At 36.3% G+C, this 25,759-nt stretch carries 22 protein-coding genes; 12 read left to right on the top strand and 10 right to left on the bottom strand.

The features are described from left to right. Nucleotides 1-16 precede the first annotated feature (16 nt). The 3 genes from AC1Z3T_RS16915 to AC1Z3T_RS16905 form a co-directional block, all read right to left on the bottom strand. Complete coding sequence (locus AC1Z3T_RS16915) at nucleotides 17-3,613, bottom strand: AAA family ATPase (RefSeq protein WP_483396801.1); 3,597 nt, start codon at nucleotides 3,611-3,613, stop codon at nucleotides 17-19. A 9-nt stretch (nucleotides 3,614-3,622) separates the two neighbouring features. Then, nucleotides 3,623-4,876 carry an exonuclease SbcCD subunit D C-terminal domain-containing protein gene (locus AC1Z3T_RS16910; protein ID WP_483396800.1) on the bottom strand — a complete coding sequence of 418 codons (1,254 nt, stop codon included), beginning with the start codon at nucleotides 4,874-4,876 and terminating at the stop codon, nucleotides 3,623-3,625. A 298-nt stretch (nucleotides 4,877-5,174) separates the two neighbouring features. Continuing rightward, a complete protein-coding gene (locus AC1Z3T_RS16905; RefSeq protein WP_346806376.1) occupies nucleotides 5,175-5,552 on the bottom strand; it encodes a VOC family protein in 378 nt (125 codons plus the stop codon). Nucleotides 5,553-5,659: 107 nt separating this feature from the next. On the opposite strand from AC1Z3T_RS16905, the gene AC1Z3T_RS16900 reads away from it, so the two are divergent. Then, the gene (locus tag AC1Z3T_RS16900; protein WP_346806375.1) at nucleotides 5,660-6,292 is read left to right on the top strand and encodes a hypothetical protein; all 633 of its coding nucleotides are present in this window, start codon (nucleotides 5,660-5,662) and stop codon (nucleotides 6,290-6,292) included. A 21-nt stretch (nucleotides 6,293-6,313) separates the two neighbouring features. On the opposite strand, the gene AC1Z3T_RS16895 is transcribed toward AC1Z3T_RS16900, so the two are convergent. Both AC1Z3T_RS16895 and ntrR read right to left on the bottom strand, forming a co-directional pair. After that, on the bottom strand, nucleotides 6,314-6,880 hold the full coding sequence (locus AC1Z3T_RS16895; RefSeq protein ID WP_483396799.1) for a hypothetical protein: 567 nt from the start codon (nucleotides 6,878-6,880) through the stop codon (nucleotides 6,314-6,316). Next, nucleotides 6,877-7,623 carry an ADPR responsive transcriptional repressor NtrR gene (gene ntrR / locus AC1Z3T_RS16890; protein WP_009585852.1) on the bottom strand — a complete coding sequence of 249 codons (747 nt, stop codon included), beginning with the start codon at nucleotides 7,621-7,623 and terminating at the stop codon, nucleotides 6,877-6,879. Before ntrR ends, AC1Z3T_RS16895 begins: the two co-directional genes overlap by 4 nt. Before the next feature lie 133 nt (nucleotides 7,624-7,756). On the opposite strand from ntrR, the gene AC1Z3T_RS16885 reads away from it, so the two are divergent. Next, nucleotides 7,757-8,980, top strand: coding sequence for a hypothetical protein (locus AC1Z3T_RS16885; protein ID WP_483396798.1), 1,224 nt, complete (start codon nucleotides 7,757-7,759; stop codon nucleotides 8,978-8,980). A gap of 50 nt (nucleotides 8,981-9,030) precedes the next feature. On the opposite strand, the gene AC1Z3T_RS16880 is transcribed toward AC1Z3T_RS16885, so the two are convergent. Together AC1Z3T_RS16880 and prs are read right to left on the bottom strand one after the other, a co-directional pair. After that, nucleotides 9,031-10,527, bottom strand: a complete 1,497-nt coding sequence (locus AC1Z3T_RS16880; protein WP_483396797.1) for a nicotinate phosphoribosyltransferase — start codon at nucleotides 10,525-10,527, stop codon at nucleotides 9,031-9,033. A 46-nt stretch (nucleotides 10,528-10,573) separates the two neighbouring features. Then, complete coding sequence (gene prs / locus AC1Z3T_RS16875) at nucleotides 10,574-11,467, bottom strand: ribose-phosphate diphosphokinase (RefSeq protein WP_483396796.1); 894 nt, start codon at nucleotides 11,465-11,467, stop codon at nucleotides 10,574-10,576. A gap of 1,239 nt (nucleotides 11,468-12,706) precedes the next feature. On the opposite strand from prs, the gene AC1Z3T_RS16870 reads away from it, so the two are divergent. Together AC1Z3T_RS16870 and gltS are read left to right on the top strand one after the other, a co-directional pair. After that, nucleotides 12,707-13,951 carry a DcaP family trimeric outer membrane transporter gene (locus tag AC1Z3T_RS16870; protein WP_151712789.1) on the top strand — a complete coding sequence of 415 codons (1,245 nt, stop codon included), beginning with the start codon at nucleotides 12,707-12,709 and terminating at the stop codon, nucleotides 13,949-13,951. Nucleotides 13,952-14,468: 517 nt separating this feature from the next. Next, nucleotides 14,469-15,704, top strand: coding sequence for a sodium/glutamate symporter (gene gltS / locus AC1Z3T_RS16865; RefSeq protein WP_483396795.1), 1,236 nt, complete (start codon nucleotides 14,469-14,471; stop codon nucleotides 15,702-15,704). A gap of 48 nt (nucleotides 15,705-15,752) precedes the next feature. Here the strand turns inward: gltS and chrA are convergent, their stop codons facing one another. Further along, a complete protein-coding gene (gene chrA, locus AC1Z3T_RS16860) occupies nucleotides 15,753-16,961 on the bottom strand; it encodes a chromate efflux transporter (RefSeq protein ID WP_483396794.1) in 1,209 nt (402 codons plus the stop codon). A 141-nt stretch (nucleotides 16,962-17,102) separates the two neighbouring features. On the opposite strand from chrA, the gene AC1Z3T_RS16855 reads away from it, so the two are divergent. Both AC1Z3T_RS16855 and AC1Z3T_RS16850 read left to right on the top strand, forming a co-directional pair. Then, nucleotides 17,103-18,089, top strand: a complete 987-nt coding sequence (locus AC1Z3T_RS16855) for a patatin-like phospholipase family protein (RefSeq protein ID WP_005030827.1) — start codon at nucleotides 17,103-17,105, stop codon at nucleotides 18,087-18,089. 388 nt (nucleotides 18,090-18,477) lie between these two features. Further along, the gene (locus AC1Z3T_RS16850; protein WP_004828090.1) at nucleotides 18,478-18,999 is read left to right on the top strand and encodes an acyl-CoA thioesterase; all 522 of its coding nucleotides are present in this window, start codon (nucleotides 18,478-18,480) and stop codon (nucleotides 18,997-18,999) included. Nucleotides 19,000-19,100: 101 nt separating this feature from the next. Here AC1Z3T_RS16850 and AC1Z3T_RS16845 read toward each other — a convergent pair whose 3' ends face one another. Then, nucleotides 19,101-19,442, bottom strand: coding sequence for a hypothetical protein (locus tag AC1Z3T_RS16845; protein ID WP_004828092.1), 342 nt, complete (start codon nucleotides 19,440-19,442; stop codon nucleotides 19,101-19,103). Nucleotides 19,443-19,835: 393 nt separating this feature from the next. On the opposite strand from AC1Z3T_RS16845, the gene AC1Z3T_RS16840 reads away from it, so the two are divergent. After that, nucleotides 19,836-20,543, top strand: a complete 708-nt coding sequence (locus tag AC1Z3T_RS16840) for a PoNe immunity protein domain-containing protein (RefSeq protein ID WP_335968635.1) — start codon at nucleotides 19,836-19,838, stop codon at nucleotides 20,541-20,543. A 278-nt stretch (nucleotides 20,544-20,821) separates the two neighbouring features. Here the strand turns inward: AC1Z3T_RS16840 and AC1Z3T_RS16835 are convergent, their stop codons facing one another. Further along, the gene (locus AC1Z3T_RS16835) at nucleotides 20,822-21,049 is read right to left on the bottom strand and encodes a hypothetical protein (RefSeq protein WP_005030824.1); all 228 of its coding nucleotides are present in this window, start codon (nucleotides 21,047-21,049) and stop codon (nucleotides 20,822-20,824) included. A gap of 446 nt (nucleotides 21,050-21,495) precedes the next feature. Between AC1Z3T_RS16835 and AC1Z3T_RS16830 the strand changes: the two genes are divergently transcribed. The 5 genes from AC1Z3T_RS16830 to AC1Z3T_RS16810 all read left to right on the top strand — a co-directional run bounded on the left by AC1Z3T_RS16830 (nucleotide 21,496) and on the right by AC1Z3T_RS16810 (nucleotide 25,534). Then, the gene (locus tag AC1Z3T_RS16830) at nucleotides 21,496-22,509 is read left to right on the top strand and encodes a CobW family GTP-binding protein (RefSeq protein ID WP_483396793.1); all 1,014 of its coding nucleotides are present in this window, start codon (nucleotides 21,496-21,498) and stop codon (nucleotides 22,507-22,509) included. Between the two features lie 55 nt (nucleotides 22,510-22,564). Then, complete coding sequence (locus AC1Z3T_RS16825; RefSeq protein WP_004828098.1) at nucleotides 22,565-23,095, top strand: YaeQ family protein; 531 nt, start codon at nucleotides 22,565-22,567, stop codon at nucleotides 23,093-23,095. A 110-nt stretch (nucleotides 23,096-23,205) separates the two neighbouring features. Beyond that, nucleotides 23,206-23,829, top strand: coding sequence for an MgtC/SapB family protein (locus tag AC1Z3T_RS16820; RefSeq protein ID WP_004828100.1), 624 nt, complete (start codon nucleotides 23,206-23,208; stop codon nucleotides 23,827-23,829). A gap of 100 nt (nucleotides 23,830-23,929) precedes the next feature. Further along, nucleotides 23,930-25,168, top strand: coding sequence for a DUF2252 domain-containing protein (locus AC1Z3T_RS16815; protein WP_317806974.1), 1,239 nt, complete (start codon nucleotides 23,930-23,932; stop codon nucleotides 25,166-25,168). Nucleotides 25,169-25,195: 27 nt separating this feature from the next. Further along, a complete protein-coding gene (locus AC1Z3T_RS16810) occupies nucleotides 25,196-25,534 on the top strand; it encodes an FKBP-type peptidyl-prolyl cis-trans isomerase (RefSeq protein WP_004828104.1) in 339 nt (112 codons plus the stop codon). Nucleotides 25,535-25,759: the final 225 nt, after the last annotated feature.

The following is a 25,759-nucleotide window of genomic DNA, read 5'->3' as shown; positions in this document are numbered from 1 at the left end:
TTATTATCCTCCTTTTTTAACTGACTACTTCTATCGTACTGGCACCTGCACCTAAAGCTCGGACTTGAATTTGTACAGGAATACGTTCATGCATTTCCTGTATATGTGAAATTAGTACGACTTTACGCCCTTGATTTTGCAGTTGATCCAAAGCATTCATTACCATATGTAATGATGAAGCATCCAGTGTTCCAAAACCTTCATCAATAAATAAGGATTCAATTTTCATTGAACCTGAAGCCATATTGGCAATTGCTAGAGAGAGCGCGAGTGCTGTTAAGAAAGACTCGCCACCCGACAGTGAAGCAACAGATCGAGTTTCACCATCCATATCATGATCAATAATGGCGAGACTTAGAGAGTTTTCGAGACGCTTAAGCGTATAGCGTTGAGACAGCATCGCCAATTGCTGATTGGCATGTTCAAGTAAAATATCCAAATTATACTGTTGCGCATAATCTCTAAATTTTTTACCTGTTGCATCCCCCATCAAACCTGAAATTTTCCCCCAACGATGTTCTTCTTGCTGGACGTTGTGAATTTGATCTGCAAACTGTTTTTGCTTCATGACATTCTGCTGATGTAATTCGAGTTTGAGTTTGAGTTGATCTCGAATTTCAATTTGCGTGTTTAGCGCTTCGCTATTTCTTATCATCAATTGTTGTAATTCATTGCTCACTATTTCTGGTTGAAGCGTTAGATGTTCTGAGAGTTGTTCCTGAATGGTTTTCAGTGCTGAATGGGCTTCATTCAATGTGCGTTCAGCTTGCTGTAATTGCTTTCGAATTTGCTGTTCTTGTGGTGGTGTAATTTGCGCCAAGTTGCTTAAATCTTCTAATTGAAAATCTGGATGTTCTGTTAACCATTGTTGGATTTCAAACTGCACTTGATTGAGATGATTTAAGTTTTGCTCTACTTGTGCCTTGAGCTGCCCTAGCTGGCTCTTTTCTTGTTCAAATTGATTACGCAATTGCTCAAAGTTTTGTTTGAGTTGCTGATAATGTTGTTGGCTTTGCTGGCGTTTCAGATCGTGCTGAGCTAGCCATTCATTCGGCTTCACTTCATTTGATCCCGTCATGCTGTAAATCAATTGATTCGCAGTTTCTGTATTTTGTAATCCTTTAAGTTTAATCTCCGCTAAGCTTTGAGTAGTATCAGCAATTTGCTTGGAGATATTGTCTAGGTTGAGTTGAATACTGTGTTGTTGTTGGGCGTATAAATCTAATTGCTTACTGTGTTGTTCCTGTTGATCAAGTTGTTGCGTACGTTGTTTTAAACGGATACAAACATTTTCTGCGGTGGCGACTGTCTGTTGTTGCCACATGTGTTGTTCCTGCTCAGACAAGCATGAAACGATATGCTGAATTTGATGCTGAAGGTTTTTGGCTTGTTGTAATAAATGTGATGTGTGCTGAGTGCTCTGCAACAATTGTTGTTGGGTTTTTATCGTTTGAATTGATTGTTTGGACTGTTGGTCGATTTTCTCAATCTGCTGTTGAGATTGTTGGGTAAATTGACCTAACTGTAACATGATTTCAGCTTGTGTTTGAGTGAGATCAAGCTTAATTTTTGCAGAAGCAATTTGTTCAGCACAAGCCTGTTGAGTGACTGCGATTCGTTCAACCAGTCTTTTTTGCGAGGTTTTTAGTTGTTCTTGCTCTGCATTGAATTGGGTTAAATTCTGCTGACTTAGCTGCCAAATGTTAAAAGTATCTTGCTCTTGAAGCAGAGCTTGCTGTTCTTGTTGCTGTTGTAGTTCAAACAAGGCTTTGGAAACAATGGAATCATCCATTTTATAGGGATGGGTGGTACTTCCACAGACGATACATGGTTGATCTTCTTTAAGTGCTGCTCTTAAATTCTCGACATTTTCTGTATGCAATAAGCGTTGTTGTTGAAGTATATCCTGTAGCTTGGTTCGAGCCTGTTTTGCATTGTGATAATCTTGTTCCGCTTGAACTGTGGCTTTTTCTAGTTGTTGAAATTGTGTATGACCTTGATGAATTTGAGCAATAAGTTGTTGAGACTCTGACTGTAATTCAAAAAATTGCTGTAATTTTTGTTGGATGATGTCAAATTGATTGAGTTGGTAAAGTATCGTTTCACGTTGTTGGCGGGTTTTTTCAAGCCTTGTTTCTAGCTTCTCGATCGTACCTGATTGATCAATTAAAGCCTGTAATTGAGCGTTTTGCTGTCTGAGTTTATCTTCAGCTTGGCTTAAATTACCGAGTTGATTTTCGATGCTTGGATAGTGTTGAATAAATTGACTGAGTTGTTGTATATGCGCTGTCAAGCCTTTATCCAGACTTGAAAATTGTTGTGTCTCGACAAGTTTTTGACTTAAATTAAGCTGCTGTTGGCTAAGACGTTGAATATGTTGTTCAACTTCCTGTTGCTGGCTTAGTAAGGGATATTTTGATTGTTCCAACTCATTGAGTTTGGATTGAATTTTTTTAAATTCTGTACCAATAAAATCACGTTCTTGGATACATTTACGTACTTCTTTTAAAGCATCAAAATGTGCGTTTTCAAAACTTTGTATATCATTTAAAGCCGTTTCAGCTTGAGTAAAGTTTTGCTTTTGCTGCTCAAACTGTAGCTTTAACTGATCAAACAGTTGTTGTTGTTTTTGCAGTTGTGGTGTCAGTTGTTGTTCATTTTTATTCAGCTGTTGCCGTTGAAAAACACTTGAGCGAATACTCGAAAATTTTTCTAAACGAATTAAATGTTCACGTTCAGGTCGTAAGTCGTGTTGTACTTTGAGTTGGGCATCTAAAAATTGCTGTTTTAGAATAATCTCTTGATCTAATTTTTGTTTACGTTCAAACCAAAGCTGTTGTTTTTCAAGCTGGATTTTTTCTGATTGTAATTTTTGATAAGTGTTTTCAATATGTTGAAATTGAGTCGACAGTTCAGCCAAATCTTCATCAGATAACAGTTCAATATGACCCAGTAGGTTTTCAAGTTCTTTACGTTTTGAAGCCACCAATTTGGTTTTTTCATATGCCAATTGACCAATTTTTCCAAAAATTGCTGAATTGGTTAAATACTCGAGTAACTCTCCACGTTCATTATCACGTGCTTTTAAAAATGCTGTGACTTCAGATTGTGCCAAAAGTACAGCACGGGTAAATTGTTCGAAACTCAATTGAGTAATTTTATAAATACTGTTGTCTACAGCTTTGGCTTTATCCGCTATCACTGTTCCATCGGTGAGACATTTTAAATAACGTTGTACACTTTGCAGTTTTCCATCTGCTTTTTCACGTGAACGTTTTAGCTCCCAACGAGCCAGATAATGTTTTTGATCTTGTGCAACAAAACAAAGCTCTGCAAAGCCATGTGCGGTACCTCGACGCAGCACAGTCAGTGGGGAGTTGGTTAAAAGTTCTGAACCATCCACATCTTGTAACTTACCATCACTGTCTTTTAAACGTGGGATTTTATTAAACAAGGCAAGACACATCGCATCCAGAATAGTGGACTTTCCAGCCCCGGTTTTCCCAACAATTGCGACTAAACCAGCTGAAGCCAATGGTTCAGATTCAAAATCAATAAAATGTTCACCAGACAACGAAGCTAGATTTTTGAGTCGTATCGATAAAATTTTCACAGCAAACTCCTATGCTTCAGGTTCATTTTCGAGTGACTTCTCAGCTTCTTGCAGCAAATTTAAAAAGTCTTTTAAAACAGCATCATCACTGGCATAACCATTTTTTTCCCAGAGCTGTTGAAAAAGTTTTTCTGGCGTAGGCGGTTCGAGATGGATTGTACTCGGTGTATCCCCATTTTTTTCTGTGCTTAAGTATTGTCTTGAAATACGAACCAAACGGTATCTATCTTTGGGTAAGGCTTCTTCAAATTGTTGGCGTAAATTGGGCGGAGGGGGAACATCCGTATGATATTCAATATCGACATATTCACGATGATCAATATTGTCAATTTCTCCACTTGGCAAAGCATGTAACTGAGCAAAAACAACGCTCAATTCTCCTTTGATTTTATGGAGCTGTATACTCCGTGGAATATAGATACTTTCAAACTCAAAGCGGGATTCATCTGTTTTGGATGGATCAATTTTTACGTCTACAATTTGATGTTTGTAGTGGATTTCGCTAAACGACAGTGGAATGGGCGAACCACTATAACGAATATGTGCTTGTGCAACTTTTTGTGGTTTGTGTAAATGTCCAAGTGCCACATAGTCCAGACAATCTTCAAACAACGTCGTTGAAAGAGCTTCTTCATTCCCTACAATAATTGGGCGCTCAGAATCGGAAGTTTCCCCACCTTGCATATGCGCATGCGACATTAAAATCAGTGCTTGATCAGCCATTTTTCTCTTACGAGCTTCTGCAATTAGCTGTTGATGTAAATAGGCAATTGCGTTTTGACTATTATGAGTCTGTTCATTAAATCCAGTAATTTCAGCAGGACGTAAAAAGGGCAAACTTAGACACCAAGCAATAATATGACGTTGCGGATCATAGATAGGAATCAGTAAGCGATCTAAGTCAATTTGACCTTCACTATTTTTATGAATCACCCCAACAGATTTGGCATGATATTTCTCAAGTAACGGTTCTACTTGTTCGATACGGTAACCTGAGTCATGATTTCCTGCAATCATCAGTGTTTGCATATGTAGTGCAATCTCATGTGCATCTGCAAGAAATTGATATAATTGTTTTTGAGCCGATGAAGCAGGGTTAATCACATCAAAAATATCACCTGCGATCAGTAAAGCATTCGGCTGTTTCTCTTGAATTTGTAGCAATAACCACGCTAAAAACTGTTCATGTTCATACTGGCGCGAGTGGTTATAAAAGAATTGTCCCAGATGCCAGTCTGAAGTATGAAGAAAGCGTACAGTCATGTGCGTGTGTGATCTTAATGCGTTGTAAAATAAGGTAGCATAAATTCACGGATGAATCAGATAAGAAGTTTTTTTGTGGTGATTGAATAGACTACTTTTTTGATTGCTTCGGTTTAAAGTGAGTGATTGAGTAAAAGGTCAGGATGGCTGACTAAGCAGATAAAAAGCCAAACTGTATTTCACTCAATCACTCGTCTGGTTAAGCTGTTAAAAACCAATACTCTAGAATATCAACTCTCTAAATTCATCACTTAAATCAATCTGAGTTTGGTGTAGTTATTTGTTTCATTTCTTAAAATCATTGTGCATTTGGATCAACTTGAACCAAACCAAAGGTATTATGGTCTGCATCTAAAAAGTAGCCTTGCCAACATTTGTTAGGGATGGCAAATTTTTCCATGGCGATGCGCCCACCTAAGGCTAAAATTTTTTCAGCCGTTTGATCAAAATCTTCAACTTCAAAAGAGCAGGTAAAGGCATTGGTTCCACACTGTGTCGGTGGTGTTTGCGCTGGTCTTTCTAATAAACCTCCATGTAATGTTGCTGTCTCAATTTGAAAATATTGGATCGGTAAACCTTCGACTTTGTTAAACTTCCAACCAAAGATCTCATGATAAAACTTCATTTCACGTTCAGGGTTTGAAGACTGAATTTCAAAATAGCATAGGGTGTTCATTATTATTGTCCATCGATATTTAATTGTATAATTAACATAAGATAATTTAGGCAGTGACGATGTATAAATATTGAAAATGGAATCAGGAATAAATACAAGAGTATGTTATGAATAATGAAAAGCTCAAGATATTACGAGCAAAAATAAACGTTTCATTGACAGAAGCATTGTCATTATTAAAACAAAATAATGATGATATTGAACAATCGCTTACTCAGTTTCATCAAAATAATCTCAATAAAATTTGTTTAGCGACAGGATGTGACCAAAGGCTTGCTCACACATATTATATAAATCCTGTTTATCAGCAGAGTATTGAAAAAATTATTGAAAAGATTGATCAATTTAATCAACGTCCAATCAAGTTGACGATAGCGGAAAATCTCAAATATGTTGATAAAGTCGGCTTTTTGATTTGGGCAGAAGATGAAAACTTAGAGCGAGTACAAGATAAAAACAATAGAACTTATTTTATTCCACAGGATGATTTTGCTTATGTGATTGAAATATTTAGGTCTTTATTTCCGTTGTCTAGCCCGCTGACAAATGAATTCGAGGATAGTTTTGATCCTTGTTCCGATAATTATTTTGATTACAATGCAGTACAGAAAATTGTTTCAGACCTTAGGGATTTGTCTTTTGAAGATATAAAAATAATGAATTTTTTAGAGCATCTGGCATGCTGCTTAGAAGAAAAAATACAGATTGGAACCTATGTGATTGTTTTTGGTAACCAATAAATCAAACTTAAATTACGCATTTCATTTAAAGCGTGATTCCTCATATTTTTTGAGCTTGGTTAAAATTTGATGACCAATATAGTTTTTAAAATCAGGATAGCTTGACCGATAGTATTCATTCCAATAACTGACGATTCTGCTTTGTGTAGTTTGAAAATACTGACAATTTTCTAAGATAAAATCACTCCATTTGTTTTGATTATTTTCATTGAGATGTGGCTCAATGATTTTCAAAATTTCAGCCACATATTCACCTAGCAATTGAAAGATAAATGGCGTCATAAAATATTCAAGATTTTGCTGAAGTAGTTTTTCAAGCGCTTTTTGCCGGACAAAACCATCATGATGGCGCGTGAAAATACACCATAGAATTTGACGTTGTATCAATGGAAAGTTTTGAAACTCAACAGATTGTACAGTGTTGATATAGATTCTGGCAGGTATCTTGATCAAAGCTTGATGAATGATCACTTCACATTGGGTATTGTCATGAAGTTGGATTTTCTGATTTTCAAGATATTGAGCCACCAATATAACATCATCGAATAGTTCTTGAGGAAAAGCTTGAACTAATCTTATCTCAGTCATGACGGATTTAAGTCACGTGGATATTCCAAAATTCTTGGAAAATGGAAATCATAGCTCTCGAAAGCATATTTATACAGTTGCGCAGGACGTTTACCTGCAATTTTAGTTTGATTTGTTTCCTCAACTGCACCTGCTTCAATCATACGCCGTCTAAACGATTTCTTCTCCAAGCTCTGACCCAAAATAATTTCATAAATCTGCTGTAATTCAGTCAATGTAAATAGTTTTGGCATCAAACTAACGGGCAGAGCAGTATAGCGTGCTTTACGACTTAATCGATCAATTGCCATTTCTAAAAGCTGTAAATGATCAAATGCCAAATCTCGATTTTTTGCTTCCGAGATTGAAACCCATTCACTATGTTCAGTTTGTTCGGTAGCGACTTGCTGAAATTCTTTGAAATCAATGAGCGCAAAATACAAGGCGGTGACTGCCCAACCCCGAGGATCACGCGTTGCATTGCCCACCGTTGCCACTTGTTCCAAATGGGGAGACTGAAGCCCCGTTTTTTCAACCAATTTACGGTGCGCAGAAGCCATTAAATCTGCATCTTGGGTTAAATCAACAAAACCACCTGGCAGTGCCCATTTATCTTTTTGTGGAAAATTGGAGCGCTTAATCAATAAAACTTGTAGCTGCCCAGCATCCACAGAAAAAATAGCCATATCGACTGTGAAAAGGGGAGCATCAAAGTCTTTTTTATTATAACTCGACAGAAATTCCTGTTCAGCATTCAAGGTCACAATAAGGCTCGCTTAATTTATTAAATTTAAAGATAGTTAGAATTATTACAGGGTAAAGGATATTAGCCAAGGAAAATTAATGTTATAAGATTATTTATAAAAACTTAATAAATATCCTTGTAAGGAATGGGTAATGAAAAAAATCGTGATGTATTCGACAGTGAGTTTATTATTGCTGTCAGGTTGTGGGGGCAGTGATAATTCTGATTCTATTGGGACAGCGAATCATTCTAGCTATATAACAATTAAAGGTGAGGGGATTAACCAAACTTTAAACTTTGATGATTCCCAACTCACTTATAAAATTTCAGCGATAGGAAATCAACCAATTACATCTGCTAGTTTTGCGAATAAAAATGGTTCTGACTTTTCTGTTGTTGAACTGAATCACGGCAACAAGGCTAAACTCGCTATGCTGTTTAAAGACTTTGATACGCAAGATGTAAAATCTATTTTTTGTTTTCCACTTTATGATTGCTCTTCAAACACAAGCTATTCAATTAAAGAATTGAACCAAAAAAAACACATCCAAGTTATATTTAAAGATGCGCCAAACCAATACTATCGTGGAGATGCTTCAGAATTAAAAGATTTTAATGGTTTTAAATCTGTTTTAATCACAGGAGAATTAAATTACTTTGCCCAAAGTAATTGGCCAATTTTTCAAACTAATCGCTTTCCGATTGTAAAAGTTCAAGGTAAAGTGATTTATGATAGCGAAGAATATAATATTGAAAGTTATGCAGAATTTGATACTCGCTTGGAGGGTAAGCTATATTGGACTGATAAGGAGTTAGTTTTAAAAAAAGACGATAAAACAATATTTTTATTAATAAGAAAGTATCTCAATACTTATTCTGAAAATGCAATTTCGATCAGAGTGTCAGATGGCACAGATACTTATACTATTTCAGACTTAGCAAATGAGATTTGGTCTAATTCTAACAAAGGATTCGAACTCAATTTAGACAATATTATTTTAAAAAGTGATGCAGAGAAAATTAAAATTTTAAGTTCAAATGTGTATGTGCCATTTGATCAATATAATTTAACCTTAAACCAGTCAATTCAATTAGTGCCAAGGTATAAGAGTACGTATGCTCAAACAATAAATGATCAAAAAATGTATCAAATTTACTTTGAAAATTATGGAGAGCTTACAATTAATCAAGAGATAAAAGGACATCTAAGCTTAGTCTATACACAGGGTGAAGATACAGTTTTATGTGGGGACAGAAATACAAGTTGTAAAGGCTTGAGTGTAGATCACCTAAAGCAAAATTTTACCTTTAATAGTGTAAAAATAGGTTCAGATACCATTAATGGGAATTTCTATTTTGCTGGTGTTTTTCAATAGTTTAGTTTAAGCATTCAGTTTTATCCTAAACTGAATGCTTGGTTTTAATACTATAGGCTTGATATTAAACGCTCACGAATTTCATTCAATGAGCATTCTTGAATCAATTGACCATTCTCAAATACCGTGTCTAACTCACCTTGTTGTTCTTGCTCTGGGGATTGTTGATCGAACAGTACAAAGCCCGTTTCAGATTTTTCTACACGAAGTAGCCCTTTAGCCGACTTTTTAGTTCCAGAATCAGTCGCAGGATCTTTAAACAATTCACGTGGAACACCATTCACTTGTCCCCATGTTGCTTTTACTGCAAAGCCAAAAGTATCACGGGTTAAATAGTTATACGTATAACTCCCAATTCCAAACACAAGATTATTTGAAGCAAAACCTTTGGCTTCTAATCCTTGCAGAATTTTTAAAGCGCGTTCCAATGTGATCGAATCACCATAAATCAAGCCAACACGTTCATTGAGCACTTTATAACCTCGGTCTGTTTTAGTCCCCCCGAAGATTTCCCATAAACATTCCACAGCACCTTTATAGGCAGGGCTGCCAACTTGTGCTTCAGGATCACCACATATGATTTTTACAGGATCTCCAGAGTCAGGTCGGAAAACCAGTTTGGCAAGACCCAGAGCATTAGGCTGGCGAGCAAGAATTTCATCTTTTAACTCAACAGTGAATTCTGTAATGACTCGCCAAAAGTCCCAAGTATCTGACACAATACTGACTACGCCAGATGGATAAAGTTCAGTGATCAAACGTTTGAATGTTCCAATTTCATTATCTTCACTGCCCATACACATTACACTGTGTTCAGTAGCAGGAACTGAAACTCCCACAATACCGTCTGCATTGTAATATTCTTCGGCATAATCAATCGCTGAGACGGCATCTGTACCGATAAAACTGGTTAAGTGACCAACACCATTTTGTGTTGCATCATAGATTCCACTCATTCCACGACTGCTAAAATCATGTCCTTGAACTGGAACAAAATCTAAAGGTGCGCCAGTTTTGATCGCATACGCTGTAAGTAAACGTTTGTATTCAAATGCAATAGTTGCAGTGGTACAGCTTTTCCATAATTCTGCACTGAGTACAGTTTCCAAGTAATTGGTTAACCAAAAGAACTCAGGTAAGGTATTTACAATAGTCAGTACAGGCACTTTCATGTTGACTCGGCTACCTTCTGCTAAGGCTTTGATCCGAATTGGTAAATAGCCTAAGTCATATAAGGCTTCAATGTGATCGACTGGAATCGCCCCCTCACCTAAGGCATTGTCCATTCGTCGTTTATAAGCAGCGATCACTTTGTTTTTATCTTGCTGGAAAAAGCCTTCATTCCATGTTTCGATTAAAAAATGTTTGATAAAACCTTGTAAACCAAAGAACACGATTTTATCGTCAAAATCAGGTAGCATTTGAGCTAAACGCGAAGAACGTGGCGTAAAATTGGCATAAACATATTCTGTACCAGCAGGGTATTGACGTCTGTGATCTGCTTTATAAAAATCGATGGCATTTAGTGGATTAATTTTTAAGCTCATTGTTGTTCTCCTAGATAATTAAAATTAGGCAGTTAAAATTTAATAATTACAATGTACTGAAACGGCTGAATTTAATAACGTTAAGTTTTGGATTTTCGATTTGAGGGAAGCTGTCTGTAGTAAAAATCTGATCGACTAAACCATCGAATACTTGTAAGCCCTTACTAAAAATGCCGTGTGTAACGTATAAAATCACATGCTCACAATTTAATTTTTTTAACTCTTGCGCAATGCCGATAAACGTTGCACCGCCGTCACAGATATCGTCAGTAATGACTGCGGTTTTACCCGATAAATCTTTTGCATTGACCTGAGCATTTTGGATTTTTCCAGTGACAGGGTCACGTCGTTTCTCACAAAAGACCACATCAATTTCACGATCACGAAATGTATTTACAGCATTGGCAATTGTCTTTGTACGCTGTTTTGCACCTGCATCTGGGCAGACTAAAACAGTTTTCTTTGCTGTTAAAAGCTTCGCTAACATTTCATTTTTTAAAATTATTTCACTAGGCTGGACATTTTCAATGTCAAAAAAGTGTGTATTTTCATGCAAAAGTTTTTCTGTCACACCACTATGAGCATCCCAGACTTTGATAGATTTACGTTGCTGCGGAAACTTTTCATTGTTGATATTTAACAGCTTTGTCATAACTTCTAATGAAAAAGCTTGTCCAGTTGCACAAATGCGATCTTGACGTGCATAGGGAAAATAAGGGATTTCTAAATCAATTTCTAAGCCTTGGTTGAGCAATACATTTTCGAGCAATAAGTAATCCATGAGATATTGGGTATTGGTAATTTTTGCTTGAATTTGCATTGTACCTTTCAAGGTATTCAAAATTTCTGCCGAAATTTGGATATGTCTTTCACCACCCGCAAATTGGATCGTCTGTACAGGGATCAGGTTCTGTTTTGAATCTTGAATTTGAATAGACATGAATTGACTCTTATAAAGTGGCTTATTGCCAATACATATATAGTGTCATAATGACACCTTAATTAACAAGATTCACTTACAAAAGATTACAAAGTAAAATAAAAATGGATCGTGATGATTTATATTGGAGTTAAGATTTTGTTATTTATAATTTTTTATACTCTACGAAGTTTGCTAATAAATAGCGTTGTTCACACAACAACTGAATGAAGGCTTACTAAGCTAAAAGCACTATATTTTCTAAGTACAGAGAAGTGTTAGAGGAATGAGCAATGAGATTAAGGCAAAGTGATAACAATAAATTTGGATTGAAATGATTTTTATGATCAGCGAAACATTTAAGGCTGTAAAAAGTAGAAAAGATATTAGGGGCTGTGGACAATTCGTCTATGTTTGCGACTAGGTGTGTTTTGTAGGCGATACTAGGCGCGAAATACGAAATTTAGTCATTCTAAATGATGAGAAACACTGTTTCGCAAGGGAACGACGAAGCGACACAAAACACGCGAGTCCCCGCTACGCCTTGCGCTGCAAACAAAGCAGTGCTTTGTTCTTGCTCAGGGTTGTGGTTAAAATTATCTCAGGCTACGTTATGAAATTTAAAAATAGTCTCGCTATTCTCTTCATTTCCTTGCGGAGTATACTCCTCATGCCTGCTCAATTTTAACCCACAACGCAAGCCATTTATGAAATGTCCGCAGACCCTAAGAGTGTTTGAAATAATTTGTTATCGTTGAGCCCTCATTTAACGACACATTTCAAATAATCAAGCAAGACCTGTAATTATTGAATCCACAATTTGAACGTTATTGTCGCTATTAATTTTCCCTATAAAGCTTGGATTTTCATCAATTAGACTATATACGATAGTCGTATATTGAGCGACTGACGTTTGTCAAGATTTCGCTAACCCCCCGATTATATAATAATTATAGAAATGTTAATCTGAAAAAAGAATTGAAATCAAAGTCTTATTCGGTAAAACTGATTTTAATTAAGGGGTTGAGTTAGGCTAGATTACAACAGTGTAAGAATTATACACAAATTGTTACTTTTGGGTTTTAACTTAGTTTCAACGCTTTCATAATTTAATAGCAAGCATATATGTGCAATGTTTTTTTAATGTGGTGTTTGAGAGACTACTGAAGAAAACAAGAAAAATTGATTTTTTAGCAAAGTTCTGGGGTTAAAAGGTCAAATTGTACGGATGCACATCATAAATAAGGCTAGGAGTATTTCATGAGTCTATTCACAAACCGCAAGTCATTTATTATCAAAAGCTTAGCATTAACAGTCACTGCTTTGATGGTAAATACAGCTCAAGCTGCTACTGACAGCCAAGAGATTCAACAATTACGCAATGAAGTTCAAGAATTAAAAGCATTGCTTCAACAACAGCAACAGCAAGTTCGTCTGGTCGAGTCTAAAGTTGAATCTGCACCTGCATCAGCTTCTTCAGGTTTGAAATCAAAATCTGGCGCTGACATTAACATTTATGGATTTGTACGTGGTGATGCGAACTATATCATCGAGGGTGCAGACGATGACTTCAACAAAGTGAATGCAACGACAGGTGAAGCGAAAGATAAATTACGTGCTACTGCGAAAACTACGCGTATCGGTTTAGACTTTAATACACCTGTAGGCGATGCAAAAGTGGGTGGTAAAGTTGAAGTTGACTTTGCGGGTAATGGTGTGAATGAAAACCTTCGTATTCGTCATGCTTACTTAACTTATAACAATTGGTTATTCGGTCAAACAACGTCTAACTTCTTGTCTAGCCATGCGCCAGAAATGATTGACTTTGCAACTAACTTAGGTGGTGGTACGACACGTATTCCGCAAGTTCGTTATGCATATAACCTAGCACCGACTACAAAATTATTGGTTGCTGCTGAAGAAGGCAATAGTGCTGGTATAACAGGTACTGCAATTAAATACAGTCTTCCTGTGTTAACCGGTAAAGTAACTCAATCATATGCGGGTGGTAACGGTAACGCTTCTGCACGTGTTTTGGTGGAGAATTATAAAGACAACAATATCCGTAAAGATAAAACAGGCTGGGGTATTGGTGTAGGTACAGACTTTAAAGTTGCAGATCCTTTAAAACTTTTTGCTGATGCTTCTTATGTTGTAGGTAACAGTAACTACTTATATGGCAGTAACAGTGCTTACTCTGTGGTAAATGGTGATATTGAACAGAATGAGTTCACTGCAGTTCAAGTGGGTGGTACTTATAAAATTTTACCTAACTTGCGTTCAACTTTAGCGTATGGTGCATTGTTTGCTGACAATGGCACTGATTTCGCAAAAACGAACCAATCTGCAAATGAGAAAGTTCAACAAGCATGGTTAAACGTGATTTACTCACCAGCGAAACCAATTGATTTGGGTATCGAGTATATCAACGGTAAGCGTGAAACTTTTGCAGGTCAATCATATAAAGATAACCGTGTGGGCTTAATGGCTAAATATAATTTCTAATTTAGATATTAGTGATTGAAAAGCCGAGGATTTTTCCTCGGCTTTTCTATTTTAATGGCATCAATAAAGTCTGCCAAAGATAGTTTTTATAACAAAATTTTTTAAATGTTTAGTTAGACATTTGTCAAAAAAAATGCATAATTGACGCTCTTTTTTTTTACATGTTGATGCTGTCGGATAGATAAATCACATGTTTTGGCCTGTTCTGTAGAGCGAACGACTTATCAGGACTGTATTTCTCATTGTTTGATGAAATGATCTTTTATCAATAATAGGAGTAACATCATGACCATTTTCTTTTCTAAATATTTGCAGCATTGTAATTCAGTCTATCTTTAGTTTATTTTTTCTAAAAACCTTTGGATTTTCAAGATTGAAAATCTGCCTTTTATTTTATTTTTTTGTTGTGTCTATCAGGTGATTTAGTAACCGCTAATCTTAAGTGATTACAAAGTTTAGTAGGATGAAATGGCATCACTTTACAGCAAAAAATATAGCCTAAGCATGGATAATTATTATGGAATTTTCTTTTAATGCCTTTTATACCTTGATTGCTGCAGTCATTGTATTGTTATTGGGGCGCTTCCTTGTTAATAAAATTGAGTTTTTGCGTAAATACAATATTCCTGAGCCTGTCGCAGGTGGTTTGGTTGCCGCAATTCTGTCATTGTTGGTACACAATATATGGGGTTATAGCATTACCACCAGCAGTGAATTACAAACCAGTTTTATGTTGGTATTTTTTGCATCAATAGGTTTAAGTGCCAATTTTGCTAAATTAAAAGAAGGTGGTTTGGGCTTAGTCATTTTTCTTCTCTGTGTTGCTTCATTTATCGTGGTTCAAGACTTTGTCGGAATGGGCTTAGCCACTGCACTCGGCTTAGACCCGCTTGTTGGTTTGATTGCAGGATCAATTACCCTTACGGGTGGTCATGGTACTGCGGGTGCTTGGGGTGAAATCCTTGAAACTCAGCATGGCATACAAGGTGCATTGGCATTGGGTATGGCAAGTGCGACATTTGGTTTGATTATTGGTGGTATTATCGGGGGTCCATTGGCAAAATTGCTAATCAACCGCTACCAATTGTCTAGTCCAAAGACACAAAAAGAAGTGGATGAAACCAATCAGCAAGCAGTGACTGAACTGGGTGAATATGTTCCATTCGAGTATCCGCATCAAGTTCGTTTGATCACAGCAGATAATGCAATTACGACTTTAGGTCTTTTTGCTGCATGTTTGGCTTTTGCTGAGTTTATGACAGGATATAGTAAAGGGCAGTGGTTTGAATTACCAACATTTGTATGGGCACTTGCTGGAGGGGTTATCCTTCGTAATGTACTAGAAGGTGTTCTACGCATTAAAATGTTCGATCGCGCGATTGATGTTTTTGGAAATGCCGCATTATCGCTTTATTTGGCAATGGCTTTATTATCATTAAAGCTTTGGCAATTGGCTGATTTAGCTGGTCCTTTAGTCGTTATTCTCTCTGCTCAGACATTAACTATGGCTTTGTATGCAGCATTTGTGACATTCCGAGTCATGGGGAAAAACTACGATGCAGCCGTATTAGCAGCAGGTCATTGTGGTTTTGGTATGGGCGCAACACCAACAGCGGTTGCCAATATGCAAGCAATTACCAATATGTACGGTCCTTCACATAAAGCATTCTTAATCGTTCCTTTATGCGGTGCTTTTTTTGTCGATTTAATTAATGCGACAGTGATTCAATTGATTCTTAAATTTATTGCTTAATCTGATTGTCTTGTAATGTTGTATTGAGCCAGTGAATCACTGGCTTTTTTATGCCATCGTATTCCACATATAACGCAGTAATAAAATAATAGGCACACTGATAAAGATCGAAATGTTCAGTTTTAAACTACATAACATCAGCACAGTACTGAATATGTCTTGTAGATGATTCAAGTTCTTTTCTGCCATTGGCACAATGATCGAGAGGAGAAATCCAACCACAGCGGCATTGATTAAAGTGACTGAATTTTGAATGTAAACATTGCTGATGAGTTTTGACCAATAGGGCAATGCTGTAAAAATGAAGAAGAAGGAGGGTAGAAAAATTAACAAGGTTGCTATCAATGCATTGAAGAGTGGAAATGGGCTGAGTGGTAAAAATGAACCCATATAACTGGCAAAAGTAAATAACGGACCTGGCATAAACTGAGCCAAGGTATAGCCAAATTCAAAATTTTGCTGACTAATCATTCCTGTATGCACAAAATCTTGATACAACATTGGAAGTACAACATGCCCTCCACCAAAAACTAAAGCACCCGTTTTATAAAGGTTAAAAGCAGTCATTGCTCCTGTAGTTGTAAACAAAAGGGCGCCTAACCACAGTCCGAAAAAAATTAAAATAAATATGACCAGCCAGCTTATACTGTGATGATGTAAAGCGAATACAGATCGGAAGAAGATATGTTCAGTCTTGTGTTTAACAACGGATTTTGAAGGCTGAATAGAGATTACTTTATGAATAAAGATACCCAATACTGCACTGATAAAAATGATTGCAAATTGAATCCAAGCATTTGAAAAGATAAGAAGTAATATGGCGCTCAGGGACATCAACAGAAATTGTAATTTAGTTCTACAATAACTTTTGAACATTTGCCAAAACGCAAAAATAATGATGGCAAGAATGATCGACTGTATTGCAGAAAATAAGGCTGCTGAAATCTTATAATGTTGTTGAACAAAATATGCCAAAAAGAACATAAGCAGTGTTGAAGGCAAGGTAAATCCTAGCCAAGCGACAATTGCACCTAAGTAGCGTTGGTGTAAGTATCCAATCGCCATGCCCATTTGACTGCTGCTCGGACCAGGTAATAATTGGGTGAGTGCGAGTAATTGGGCATATTGTTGCTCATTCAGCCAATGTTTCTTTTCAACAAAATGGTGCTTAAAAAAGATCAAATGTGCTGCAGGACCACCAAAACTTGTACAGCCTAATTTTAAGAAAATCCAAAAGATCTCAATTAGTTTTGGCATTTTTTAATAGGGTTATTTTAAGCTCAAAGATTTTTATAATATAGCCAGAAATGATGACAGTTTAAATAAATACAACAGCAATATCATAAAAAGTATGCTTAGATACATACACCTTTGGATTATGCCCTGATCTGAGAATATATGTCATTGTTAAATAAGGTTTTAATTTCTTTGTTTTGTAGTCTTTCTTTAGCTGCATGTACGCACTCACCTATAAGAAATTCTCAGGCTACAGGGGCTTCAATTCATCCAGTTTCTGAAGCATCTTCTAGATTGGACAAAAGCTTTTATCAATACCAACAGTCCTCAAAGAAAAAACCGGTGATTGCACTCGTTTTAGGGAGTGGTGGCGCTCGTGGCTATGCACATATTGGCGTGATTGAGGTATTGGAACAGCACGGTATTAAACCTGACTTTATTGTGGGAACCAGTGCGGGCAGTATTGTCGGTTCAATTTATGCCAGTGGCAAATCAGCTGAACAATTACGTCAAATCGCTTTAGATATGAAAGTGGGGGATGTGCGTGACTTTAAGATCGGCATGAAAGGCTTTTTTGATGGGCAAAAAGTTGAAGATTATGTCAACAAACAAATCAATCAAATGCCTTTAGAAAAAATGAAAATCCCGATGTATGTGGTCGCAACAGAACTACAGCATGGCGAAAAGACCATTTTTAATTATGGCAACACAGGGCAAGCGGTGAGAGCTTCTGTTTCAATTCCAAGTATGTTTATTCCGACCATGATACACGGCAAAGAGTATGTGGATGGTGGCTTAGTCAGTCCTGTACCTGTCAATATTGCTAAAGAATTAGGTGCGGATGTGGTCATTGCTGTTGATATTTTGGCACAGCCTGCCAATACAGAAACAACCAATGTTTGGGGTTTGTTTAATCAAAATATTAATATTATGCAAAACAAATTGGCTGCTGAAGAGTTAAAAAATGCAGATATTGTGATTCAGCCTGATTTAAGAGAAAAAGCGCATATCTTTGATGTGAAAGGTCGTCAAGATACCATGCAAGCGGGTATTGATGCTGCCAATCAACGTATTCATGATTTAGAGGTTGTTATTGCCAGTAAGAAAAGTCCTGAAAATATTTCGCAGCATTATCAAGTACAGAATTAAAGTTTAATTTATACTTTTTCGTCATACTTATATTGTGTAGAGATACAGTTAGATCGGATAGCACCGTATTATTATGTTTTGAATGGAGCAATCGAATGCTCAGTTGCATGAGGTCACATCAGGTTTTCATCTAATTGCCCAATTCGCTTAAGTAAATTCAAAAATATTTTGTCAGTTTGGCAATACTGCTTGAAACGGCTATTGCCTACAAGATGTCATCAATCTCAAAAATAGTTGATAAACCAATAAGCTATATTCCAAATAAATGAAGATGTTTTTAGTCATAAGTTGAGAGAATGGTCAATTGCCGAATTAAGCATGTTTTTTGGTAGAAAAGATATATAATAATAGTCACAAATCTCCTGCCTAAAATAGAGTCTAGAATACGATGTCTCCATTAGATCAATTGATCCCAGCTACAGATGACCAGTCAGAATTAACCATGTCCGTTTTGATGACCCCAGATATGGCAAACTTTTCAGGTAATGTACATGGTGGAACCATCCTCAAGTTGCTTGACCAAGTCGCTTATGCCTGTGCAAGCCGTTATTCTGGTAGTTATGTTGTTACGCTTTCTGTAGATAAAGTTAATTTTAAAGAACCGATCCATGTTGGTGAGATGGTCACCTTTCTAGCAAGTGTCAACCATGTTGGTCGTACTTCAATGGAAATTGGTATCCGAGTGGAAGCTCAAAATATTCAGAAAAGAACGGTTCGTCATACCAACAGTTGTTATTTCACCATGGTTGCGGTTGATGAAAATGGTAAACCAAAACAAATTCCTGCATTGAATTTGGATAATGATTGGAAACGTTGTCGTTTTGAGGCTGCGGAGCATCGTAAAGTTGCACGTTTGCAAGAAAACCATCATCCTTCTTGCAGTATTTATAAAAAGTCATCGCACAACTAATTGCTTACAACAAAAAACCTCTGATTACAGAGGTTTTTTTGATTATCAATCTATTTAAAACAGCATCAGTACAAGATTTGCTGATCATATCAATCTGTTGATTAATTCACTTTGTTGAGTACATGACCATCTACAGTCATTGTCCAAGATCCTTCAGCGGTTTGTTGAGGTGCTTGTGAAACTTTAAATTCTGTTGAGAGAGGTCCAACGCCAGCACTAAAGTTATTGCCTTCAAATTTAGAAATTGGAGCAGATACAGATGAGCTTGAATTCGGTTGTTTATTGCTATATTCAACGCGCCCTTCAGGAGTAATCATCAAATTGACACGACCATCCTCACTTTGCCAAGTACCCGAATAATTTTGCTTGTCTACAGGCAATGGTTTTCCACATGCTGTCAGTAATATGCTTAATAAGCCAAGACCTATAAATTTTTTTAACATAGAGTTTTCCTCTTTGATCTTTATTTCACAGATTTTATTTATAAATTTCCCAAATTAAATCGTGTCATTTGAGACCGAAGTATTATAGCCGAATTATCAGTGGATACTCGCCACAATAACAAACTGTAGCATTGAGCAATATTGAGACTAAAATATAACCGTGAGCGTCTCAAAAAGTATAATTTTTTGTTGTGTTGATGAGTGACAGCCTTACAACGCTTTTTATAAATCAGAAATGTGGGCGGTTTAAATTTTAAATTTAATCTAAGTGCTCTATCCTCATGATCTGTTTTTTATGCATATAAACTAAGCGAATTTGGGTTATAGTGAATGCCTAATAAAAATTATTTAAAAACAGTGATTGAAACATACTGAGAATTATTTGAAGCACTTATGAGAACAGATTTAAAAGATCGCCATTATTTTGATGCGTATATTCAACTAAACTTGGATGATATTGCATTTTATGAACAGTGTTTAAAATCAGCTGATCAGAAAGAAGAACGTATACCTGCTATCAAACATCAAGTCTTCAATATATCTTTGCATACGGTGATTGCACAGTATTCAGCAGGTTTTAGCTCTGAACAAATGACAGATTCATTTTTAGATCTTATCCCACGATTTGAAGCAGGTTGGTGCAATAATGAAAACAATAATAATAAAATTTACTTTGATGGTTATATTCAGGCACTCTGGATGGTTTCTCTAGCAATTTTATTGGATGTTGCCGTGGGTGATTTTCAACGAATCGTAAATACTTTAGAGGGTAAAAACAGCCAAGATATGATTTTAGATGTATTGATTTCCACTCAATTGCCTAGACAAAAATCTGAGCTATTACTTTATCCACAAAAATTTGAATTTATAAAAAAGTTAATAGATACACAGAATATAGAGGGATTTAAAGATTATCTGGATCGCAAGTGGTATCCAAGTATGAAACAGACATATTGGTTTGATCTTGATAAAAATAAGAATGATGTTTTCTTTGGTTATTGGAGTTTTGAAAGTGCGGCAATTGTTAAGCTTTTAAAATTGGATGATACGATACTCAAGGGGCAACGATATTATCCTTTCGATTTGATTCATCAGCATTAAATCACGCCAATTAAATCACAAATAGTTAAATCATGAATCTTTAACGCTTTCTTTGTGATGAGCATGATATTCATTGATCTCAATATTTTATCAGGAATAATAGAAGCAAAATTGTTTAGAGGTGAGCAGATGGAGATCATGATCAGTGGCGTGAATGTTGGCTGAGCATTCTGCATCATAAGAAAAAATAAAAAGACTGAATCGCAGCATGACCCAGTCTTTTTATTCAAATTGTCTTTACAGACAATTTAATTGCTAACTCGGGAGGAGTTTAAATCTTATTGACCCGCTTGAGGAGCTGAAGTCGCTGGTGCTTCTGCAGCACTTTCAGTCGCTGGTTGAGCAGTTGGTTGTCCAGCAGCTTGAGCATCTTCAGTAGCAGCTGGTTGCTCTTGAGTTGATACGACAACTTTTTCTGCTTCTGTTGCAGCTGTATCTGTTGCAGCAAAAGTTGAGAAAGCAGTGAAAGCAAGCGTAGTCGCTAAAAGTGTTTTAACAAGTTTCATATTGGCATCCTTAATTCATAAAATTAATCGTAAAGCGACCTGTGAAAGCAGTCGTGTGTTAAATGCGTTGCAGTTCACAGGGAGTAGAGTCATGCTAAGTGCAGATGAAAAATTGGGCAACCTCAGCAACAAAGCATAACAAGGTGGATTACATATTTAAAACAAATCATTGTATTGTGTTGCTTTTTTGTGATTATTCTACTTTTTTTGCAATGCTAAAATGTATGTAAATATGAAAAAATGATTAAAAAATATACCAGTTGGTTACTGTAAATAACATTGATTATATGATCTTAATGAATGCTATATTGGACTTTTGGATTATTATTGTAATTTTAATTTAAAAAATAGATTTAAAATTTGAAACTATTGGCAAATTTTACGTAATAATGGAGAGAGTCGAGTATAGCCATTCATATGTTTATTTTATTAGGTTGGGTGATATTTTGAAGATTTTTACTGAAAAAGCAGTTAAAACTCACATTATTTCTGGCTTTTTGGGTGCAGGAAAAACAACCTTACTACAGCATTTGCTGCAACAAAAGCCTGAGGGAGAAACTTGGGCGATTTTAATGAATGAGTTTGGGCAAATCGGTGTTGACCAGCAACTATTGCCTCAAGACTCTGGTTATGAAGTCAAAGAGTTATTGGGGGGGTGCTTATGCTGTGCTGGGCAACTTTCCATGCAAATTGCATTATCTCGCTTAATTTTTGATAAGCGTCCAGATCGGCTATTTATAGAACCTACAGGTTTAGGACATCCTGCACAACTTTTGGAACAATTGACAGAACCCCAGTGGCAAGCACAAATTGATATGCGAGCATTGGTTACTGTTATTGATGGTAGTCGATTAAATGACCAACAATGGATAAGTCAAGAACTCTATCAAGATCAATTAAAAGCTGCGCAATTGGTGGTAGTTTCTCATACAGATCTGATGTCTGAATCCGATTTCTTGGCTTTAGATGAATTCAAAAAGGACTACTTTGCTTATATTCAAACTTGGTTGCTTGCAGAGCAAGGACATTTGGATATTCAACAGTTAGATGTTGCTCATCAGGGAATCCAACGTAAAGTTGTGCCTTTGATTCAAGCACAAAAAAAATTAACTGCTGAAGATGAACTGCCCGTGATAAAACAGTTGCCTTATCACTATGTAGAAACTTCAAATGGTTATACGGTGGTTGGTTGGAAATTTTCAAAACGTTGGCAATTCGATTTTTACCAATTATTAGATGTTTTGTGTGAGCAAACAGATTGGTTAAGAATTAAAGGTATTTTTAATACCGATCAAGGCTGGATGACTTTTAATTTTAACCCAGACCATATCAACTATAAATCAGGTGAGGAAAGTATAGATAATCGTATAGAGCTCATTACACAACATGATCGCGATTGGGAAAGCCTAGAAAATGCTTTACTGAATTGTAGGGTAGACCTGTTGGAAAAAACGCAGTAATCCAATGCAAAATCTTATAGACTGTGCGCCATATTGAAGAACTTTTGGAATTTTCATGGCATTAAAAGCAACAATTTATAAGGCTGACCTCAATATTGCCAATATGGATGTGCATCAATATGGTGATTATCAATTGACCATGGCTTTGCACCCGTCTGAAACGATTGAGCGTTTGATGGTCCGTGTATTGGCATTTGCTCGTTTTGCAGATGAACAATTGGAATTTACCAAAGATTTGTTTGAAACAGATGAGCCTGCATTATGGGAAAAAGATTTGACTGGTCAATTGGTCAAATGGATTGAGGTGGGTTTGCCTGACGAAGATAAAGTCAAAAAAGCTGCGGCACGTTGTAAGGAAGTTGCTGTGGTGGCTTATGGAACATCTGTTGCAGAATGGTATAAAAGAAGTTCCAAGTTAAAAACATTGTCCAATGTTCAGGTTTGGCAATTGTCTGAAGCCAGTACAACTGCGGTCCAAGCTTTATGTCAACGTACGATGCAGTTGCAATTAAATGTGATGGATGGTGAATGGACTTTAATTGGAGATGATGCTCAAGCTGTGATTGAGTGGACTCAACTTCAATAATGCTCAAGATGAAATAAAATTTACTGAGAAAAAGCAGGCGAATCGCTTGCTTTTTTTTGCTTAAATTTCGTATATCTAAAGTGATCGAACATCTACATGTTGAATGACATATGAACAACGACATCTATCATTTACTAATGGCTTTGGCAATTGGCGCAATTATTGGTGCAGAGCGTGAGTATCGCAGTAAGTCGGCTGGATTGAGAACGATGATCATGGTCAGCCTAGCATCCTGCTTATTCACTATTCTTTCCATTAAGATTGGTGTTGAAAACCCAGATCGTTTGGCTGCTAATATTTTGACAGGACTAGGCTTTTTAGGTGCAGGTGTTATTTTTAAAGATGATAATCGGATTTCAGGTATCACCACAGCAACGACCATCTGGATGGTAGCAGCGCTGGGAATGGCGGCAGGAGCAGGTTATGAATATTTAGCATTTATTGGAACAATATTGGTGCTGATTGTCTTAATATTTCTGGTGTATTTTCAAGATAAAATTGAAGCCATTCACCAATCTCGTAATTATCGGATCTTATGTGATTACCAACAAGAAACTTTAGATAAATATGAAGAATTATTTAAACAGTACAATATGAAAGTTCTTCGTGGAGTACAAAATAAGACAGAAAAGCAGATTATTGGTCGTTGGGTGGTTATCGGTTCTGCACAAAATCATAAGAAATTAACGCATTATTTATTGTTAGATCCAAACATTAAAGAGCTCAGCTTTTAACAGAAACACAATCTATTGTTGTTACAACTTCAGTATTTATTCATCCAAAATTCAGCTTAACAGCGTAGTTTAATTTTTATAAAAATATTGGAGTTAACAAATGCGTGATCCTTTTGAACGAGTTTGCAGTTTTAACCAACCACGAGATGCACAATTTACTGCGATTAAATATAAATTGATGACCAGCAGCGCATTTCGTTTTTTCCGAGGTTCATGTCATTTATATTATGAAGATTTAGCAACTCAACAGACTTGGACCGATCAAATGACCACATGGATCTGCGGTGATTTACATGTGGAAAATTTCGGGAGTTACCGCAGTCGTCATCAAGTGGTTTATTTTGATTTAAATGATTTTGATGAAGCCATATTGGCTCATCCAACTTGGGATGTTTCTCGATTTATTTGTAGTGTCTTTTTGGCAGGTAAAGCACTGAATATCAAAGATGATGATTTAAAAATAATCGCTGAACAGCTATTAGATGAATATTTAAAAGCGCTTGCTTTTGGAAAAGCCTACGCCGTCGAAAAAGAAACTGTAGATGGGATGTTAAAGAAATATATTCAAACAGTTTCTGAACGAGATTTCTTTGAATTTATTGAAACGCACTCATCTTTAGATAAAAAAACTCAGCAACGTTACTTAAACATAGACCAAAAGAAGTATTTTAAGGTTGATTCAAAACAACGCTATGTTGAATTGATGGCGATGTTTACTGGCTATTTAAATACCCATAATTTGCAGTCTCCCTCCCATTTTCAAGTATTAGATGTTGCGATACGTGTGGCTGGAACGGGGAGTATTGGTTTAGATCGTTATGTGTTTCTGGTCTATGATATTGAAAATAAAAAATATGCCTTGTTTGATGTGAAGCAAGCTCAAGCATCATCATTGAGTTTGTCGCCTTTTTTAAAAATTGAACAGCCCAAATGGGAAGATCAAGCACAACGTATTCAGTGTATTCAAACACTCATGCAGTATGAAACACCAGCTGAATTATCTAGGCTTGATTTTGATGGTCAAGCTTATATTGTCAAAGCTTTACAACCAGAACAGGATAAAATTGATTTTAAACAGTGTGTAGATAAACCCAAGAGGTTTACAGATGCCTGTTATAACATGGCACGCTTACTCGCCTATGCCCAATTACGCTCAGCAGGACGTAAAGGTTCTTCAAATGCAGATGAATTAATCAATTTTGCACAACATGCAGAACTTTGGAAAACGCAATTGTTGAAATACACGTATAATTATGCACAACAAGTTGAACAAGATTATCAAAGCTTTTGTAAAAGTTATGCTGCTGCAATGGCGGACTCTGACAAGGCTCCCCAATAATCATCTAATCGTGAATAGGAATAATGTATGTCAAATGAATTAGAAATCATTGATCTAAAAGTTGGTGAAGGTAAAGAAGCTGTAAAAGGGGCTTTGATTACCACACACTATACGGGTTGGTTGGAAGATGGTACCAAGTTTGATTCTTCAATTGATCGTGGCAATTATTTTGAAACTGTGATTGGAACAGGTCGTGTGATTAAAGGTTGGGATCAAGGAATCATGGGAATGAAAGTGGGCGGGAAGCGTAAGTTAATCGTGCCTTCACACTTGGCATATGGTGAACGTAAAATGGGTAAAATTATTCCTGCGAACTCTAATCTGATTTTTGAAATAGAGTTGTTTGATGTAAAAACACGTGACTAAGTAGGTTGAATCTTCTGTACAAAGTAATATTCGAATAATAAAAGGTTATCGTCGAGATATATGAAATCGTATATTTCGGCTTTATCCGATATTTAAAATAATTTTTTAACCAAATCCTCGGAGATATTTGTAAACTTTTCATAGGGAATAAATATTCCTTTGCTTGTCATCCGATCATGAAAATAAAAATCAATATGATGGGAAATTAAGTGGTCAAATTTGAGC

The sequence above is a fragment of the Acinetobacter sp. B-6 genome (genome assembly GCF_056930735.1).
This window is presented reverse-complemented; position numbering and strand designations above follow the sequence as displayed.

What these genes read in the sequence shown, in the direction of transcription:
- AC1Z3T_RS16900 (WP_346806375.1), top strand. Translation starts at nt 5,660, where the DNA reads ATGAATAATGAAAAGCTCAAGATATTACGAGCAAAAATAAACGTTTCA.
- AC1Z3T_RS16825 (WP_004828098.1), top strand. Translation starts at nt 22,565, where the DNA reads ATGGCATTAAAAGCAACAATTTATAAGGCTGACCTCAATATTGCCAAT.
- prs (WP_483396796.1), bottom strand. Translation starts at nt 11,467, where the DNA reads ATGTCTATTCAAATTCAAGATTCAAAACAGAACCTGATCCCTGTACAG.
- AC1Z3T_RS16815 (WP_317806974.1), top strand. Translation starts at nt 23,930, where the DNA reads ATGCGTGATCCTTTTGAACGAGTTTGCAGTTTTAACCAACCACGAGAT.
- AC1Z3T_RS16840 (WP_335968635.1), top strand. Translation starts at nt 19,836, where the DNA reads ATGAGAACAGATTTAAAAGATCGCCATTATTTTGATGCGTATATTCAA.
- chrA (WP_483396794.1), bottom strand. Translation starts at nt 16,961, where the DNA reads ATGCCAAAACTAATTGAGATCTTTTGGATTTTCTTAAAATTAGGCTGT.
- AC1Z3T_RS16885 (WP_483396798.1), top strand. Translation starts at nt 7,757, where the DNA reads ATGAAAAAAATCGTGATGTATTCGACAGTGAGTTTATTATTGCTGTCA.
- AC1Z3T_RS16850 (WP_004828090.1), top strand. Translation starts at nt 18,478, where the DNA reads ATGTCTCCATTAGATCAATTGATCCCAGCTACAGATGACCAGTCAGAA.
- AC1Z3T_RS16910 (WP_483396800.1), bottom strand. Translation starts at nt 4,876, where the DNA reads ATGACTGTACGCTTTCTTCATACTTCAGACTGGCATCTGGGACAATTC.
- AC1Z3T_RS16855 (WP_005030827.1), top strand. Translation starts at nt 17,103, where the DNA reads ATGTCATTGTTAAATAAGGTTTTAATTTCTTTGTTTTGTAGTCTTTCT.
- AC1Z3T_RS16845 (WP_004828092.1), bottom strand. Translation starts at nt 19,442, where the DNA reads ATGTTAAAAAAATTTATAGGTCTTGGCTTATTAAGCATATTACTGACA.
- AC1Z3T_RS16820 (WP_004828100.1), top strand. Translation starts at nt 23,206, where the DNA reads ATGAACAACGACATCTATCATTTACTAATGGCTTTGGCAATTGGCGCA.
- gltS (WP_483396795.1), top strand. Translation starts at nt 14,469, where the DNA reads ATGGAATTTTCTTTTAATGCCTTTTATACCTTGATTGCTGCAGTCATT.
- AC1Z3T_RS16810 (WP_004828104.1), top strand. Translation starts at nt 25,196, where the DNA reads ATGTCAAATGAATTAGAAATCATTGATCTAAAAGTTGGTGAAGGTAAA.
- AC1Z3T_RS16870 (WP_151712789.1), top strand. Translation starts at nt 12,707, where the DNA reads ATGAGTCTATTCACAAACCGCAAGTCATTTATTATCAAAAGCTTAGCA.
- AC1Z3T_RS16835 (WP_005030824.1), bottom strand. Translation starts at nt 21,049, where the DNA reads ATGAAACTTGTTAAAACACTTTTAGCGACTACGCTTGCTTTCACTGCT.
- AC1Z3T_RS16905 (WP_346806376.1), bottom strand. Translation starts at nt 5,552, where the DNA reads ATGAACACCCTATGCTATTTTGAAATTCAGTCTTCAAACCCTGAACGT.
- AC1Z3T_RS16880 (WP_483396797.1), bottom strand. Translation starts at nt 10,527, where the DNA reads ATGAGCTTAAAAATTAATCCACTAAATGCCATCGATTTTTATAAAGCA.
- AC1Z3T_RS16895 (WP_483396799.1), bottom strand. Translation starts at nt 6,880, where the DNA reads ATGACTGAGATAAGATTAGTTCAAGCTTTTCCTCAAGAACTATTCGAT.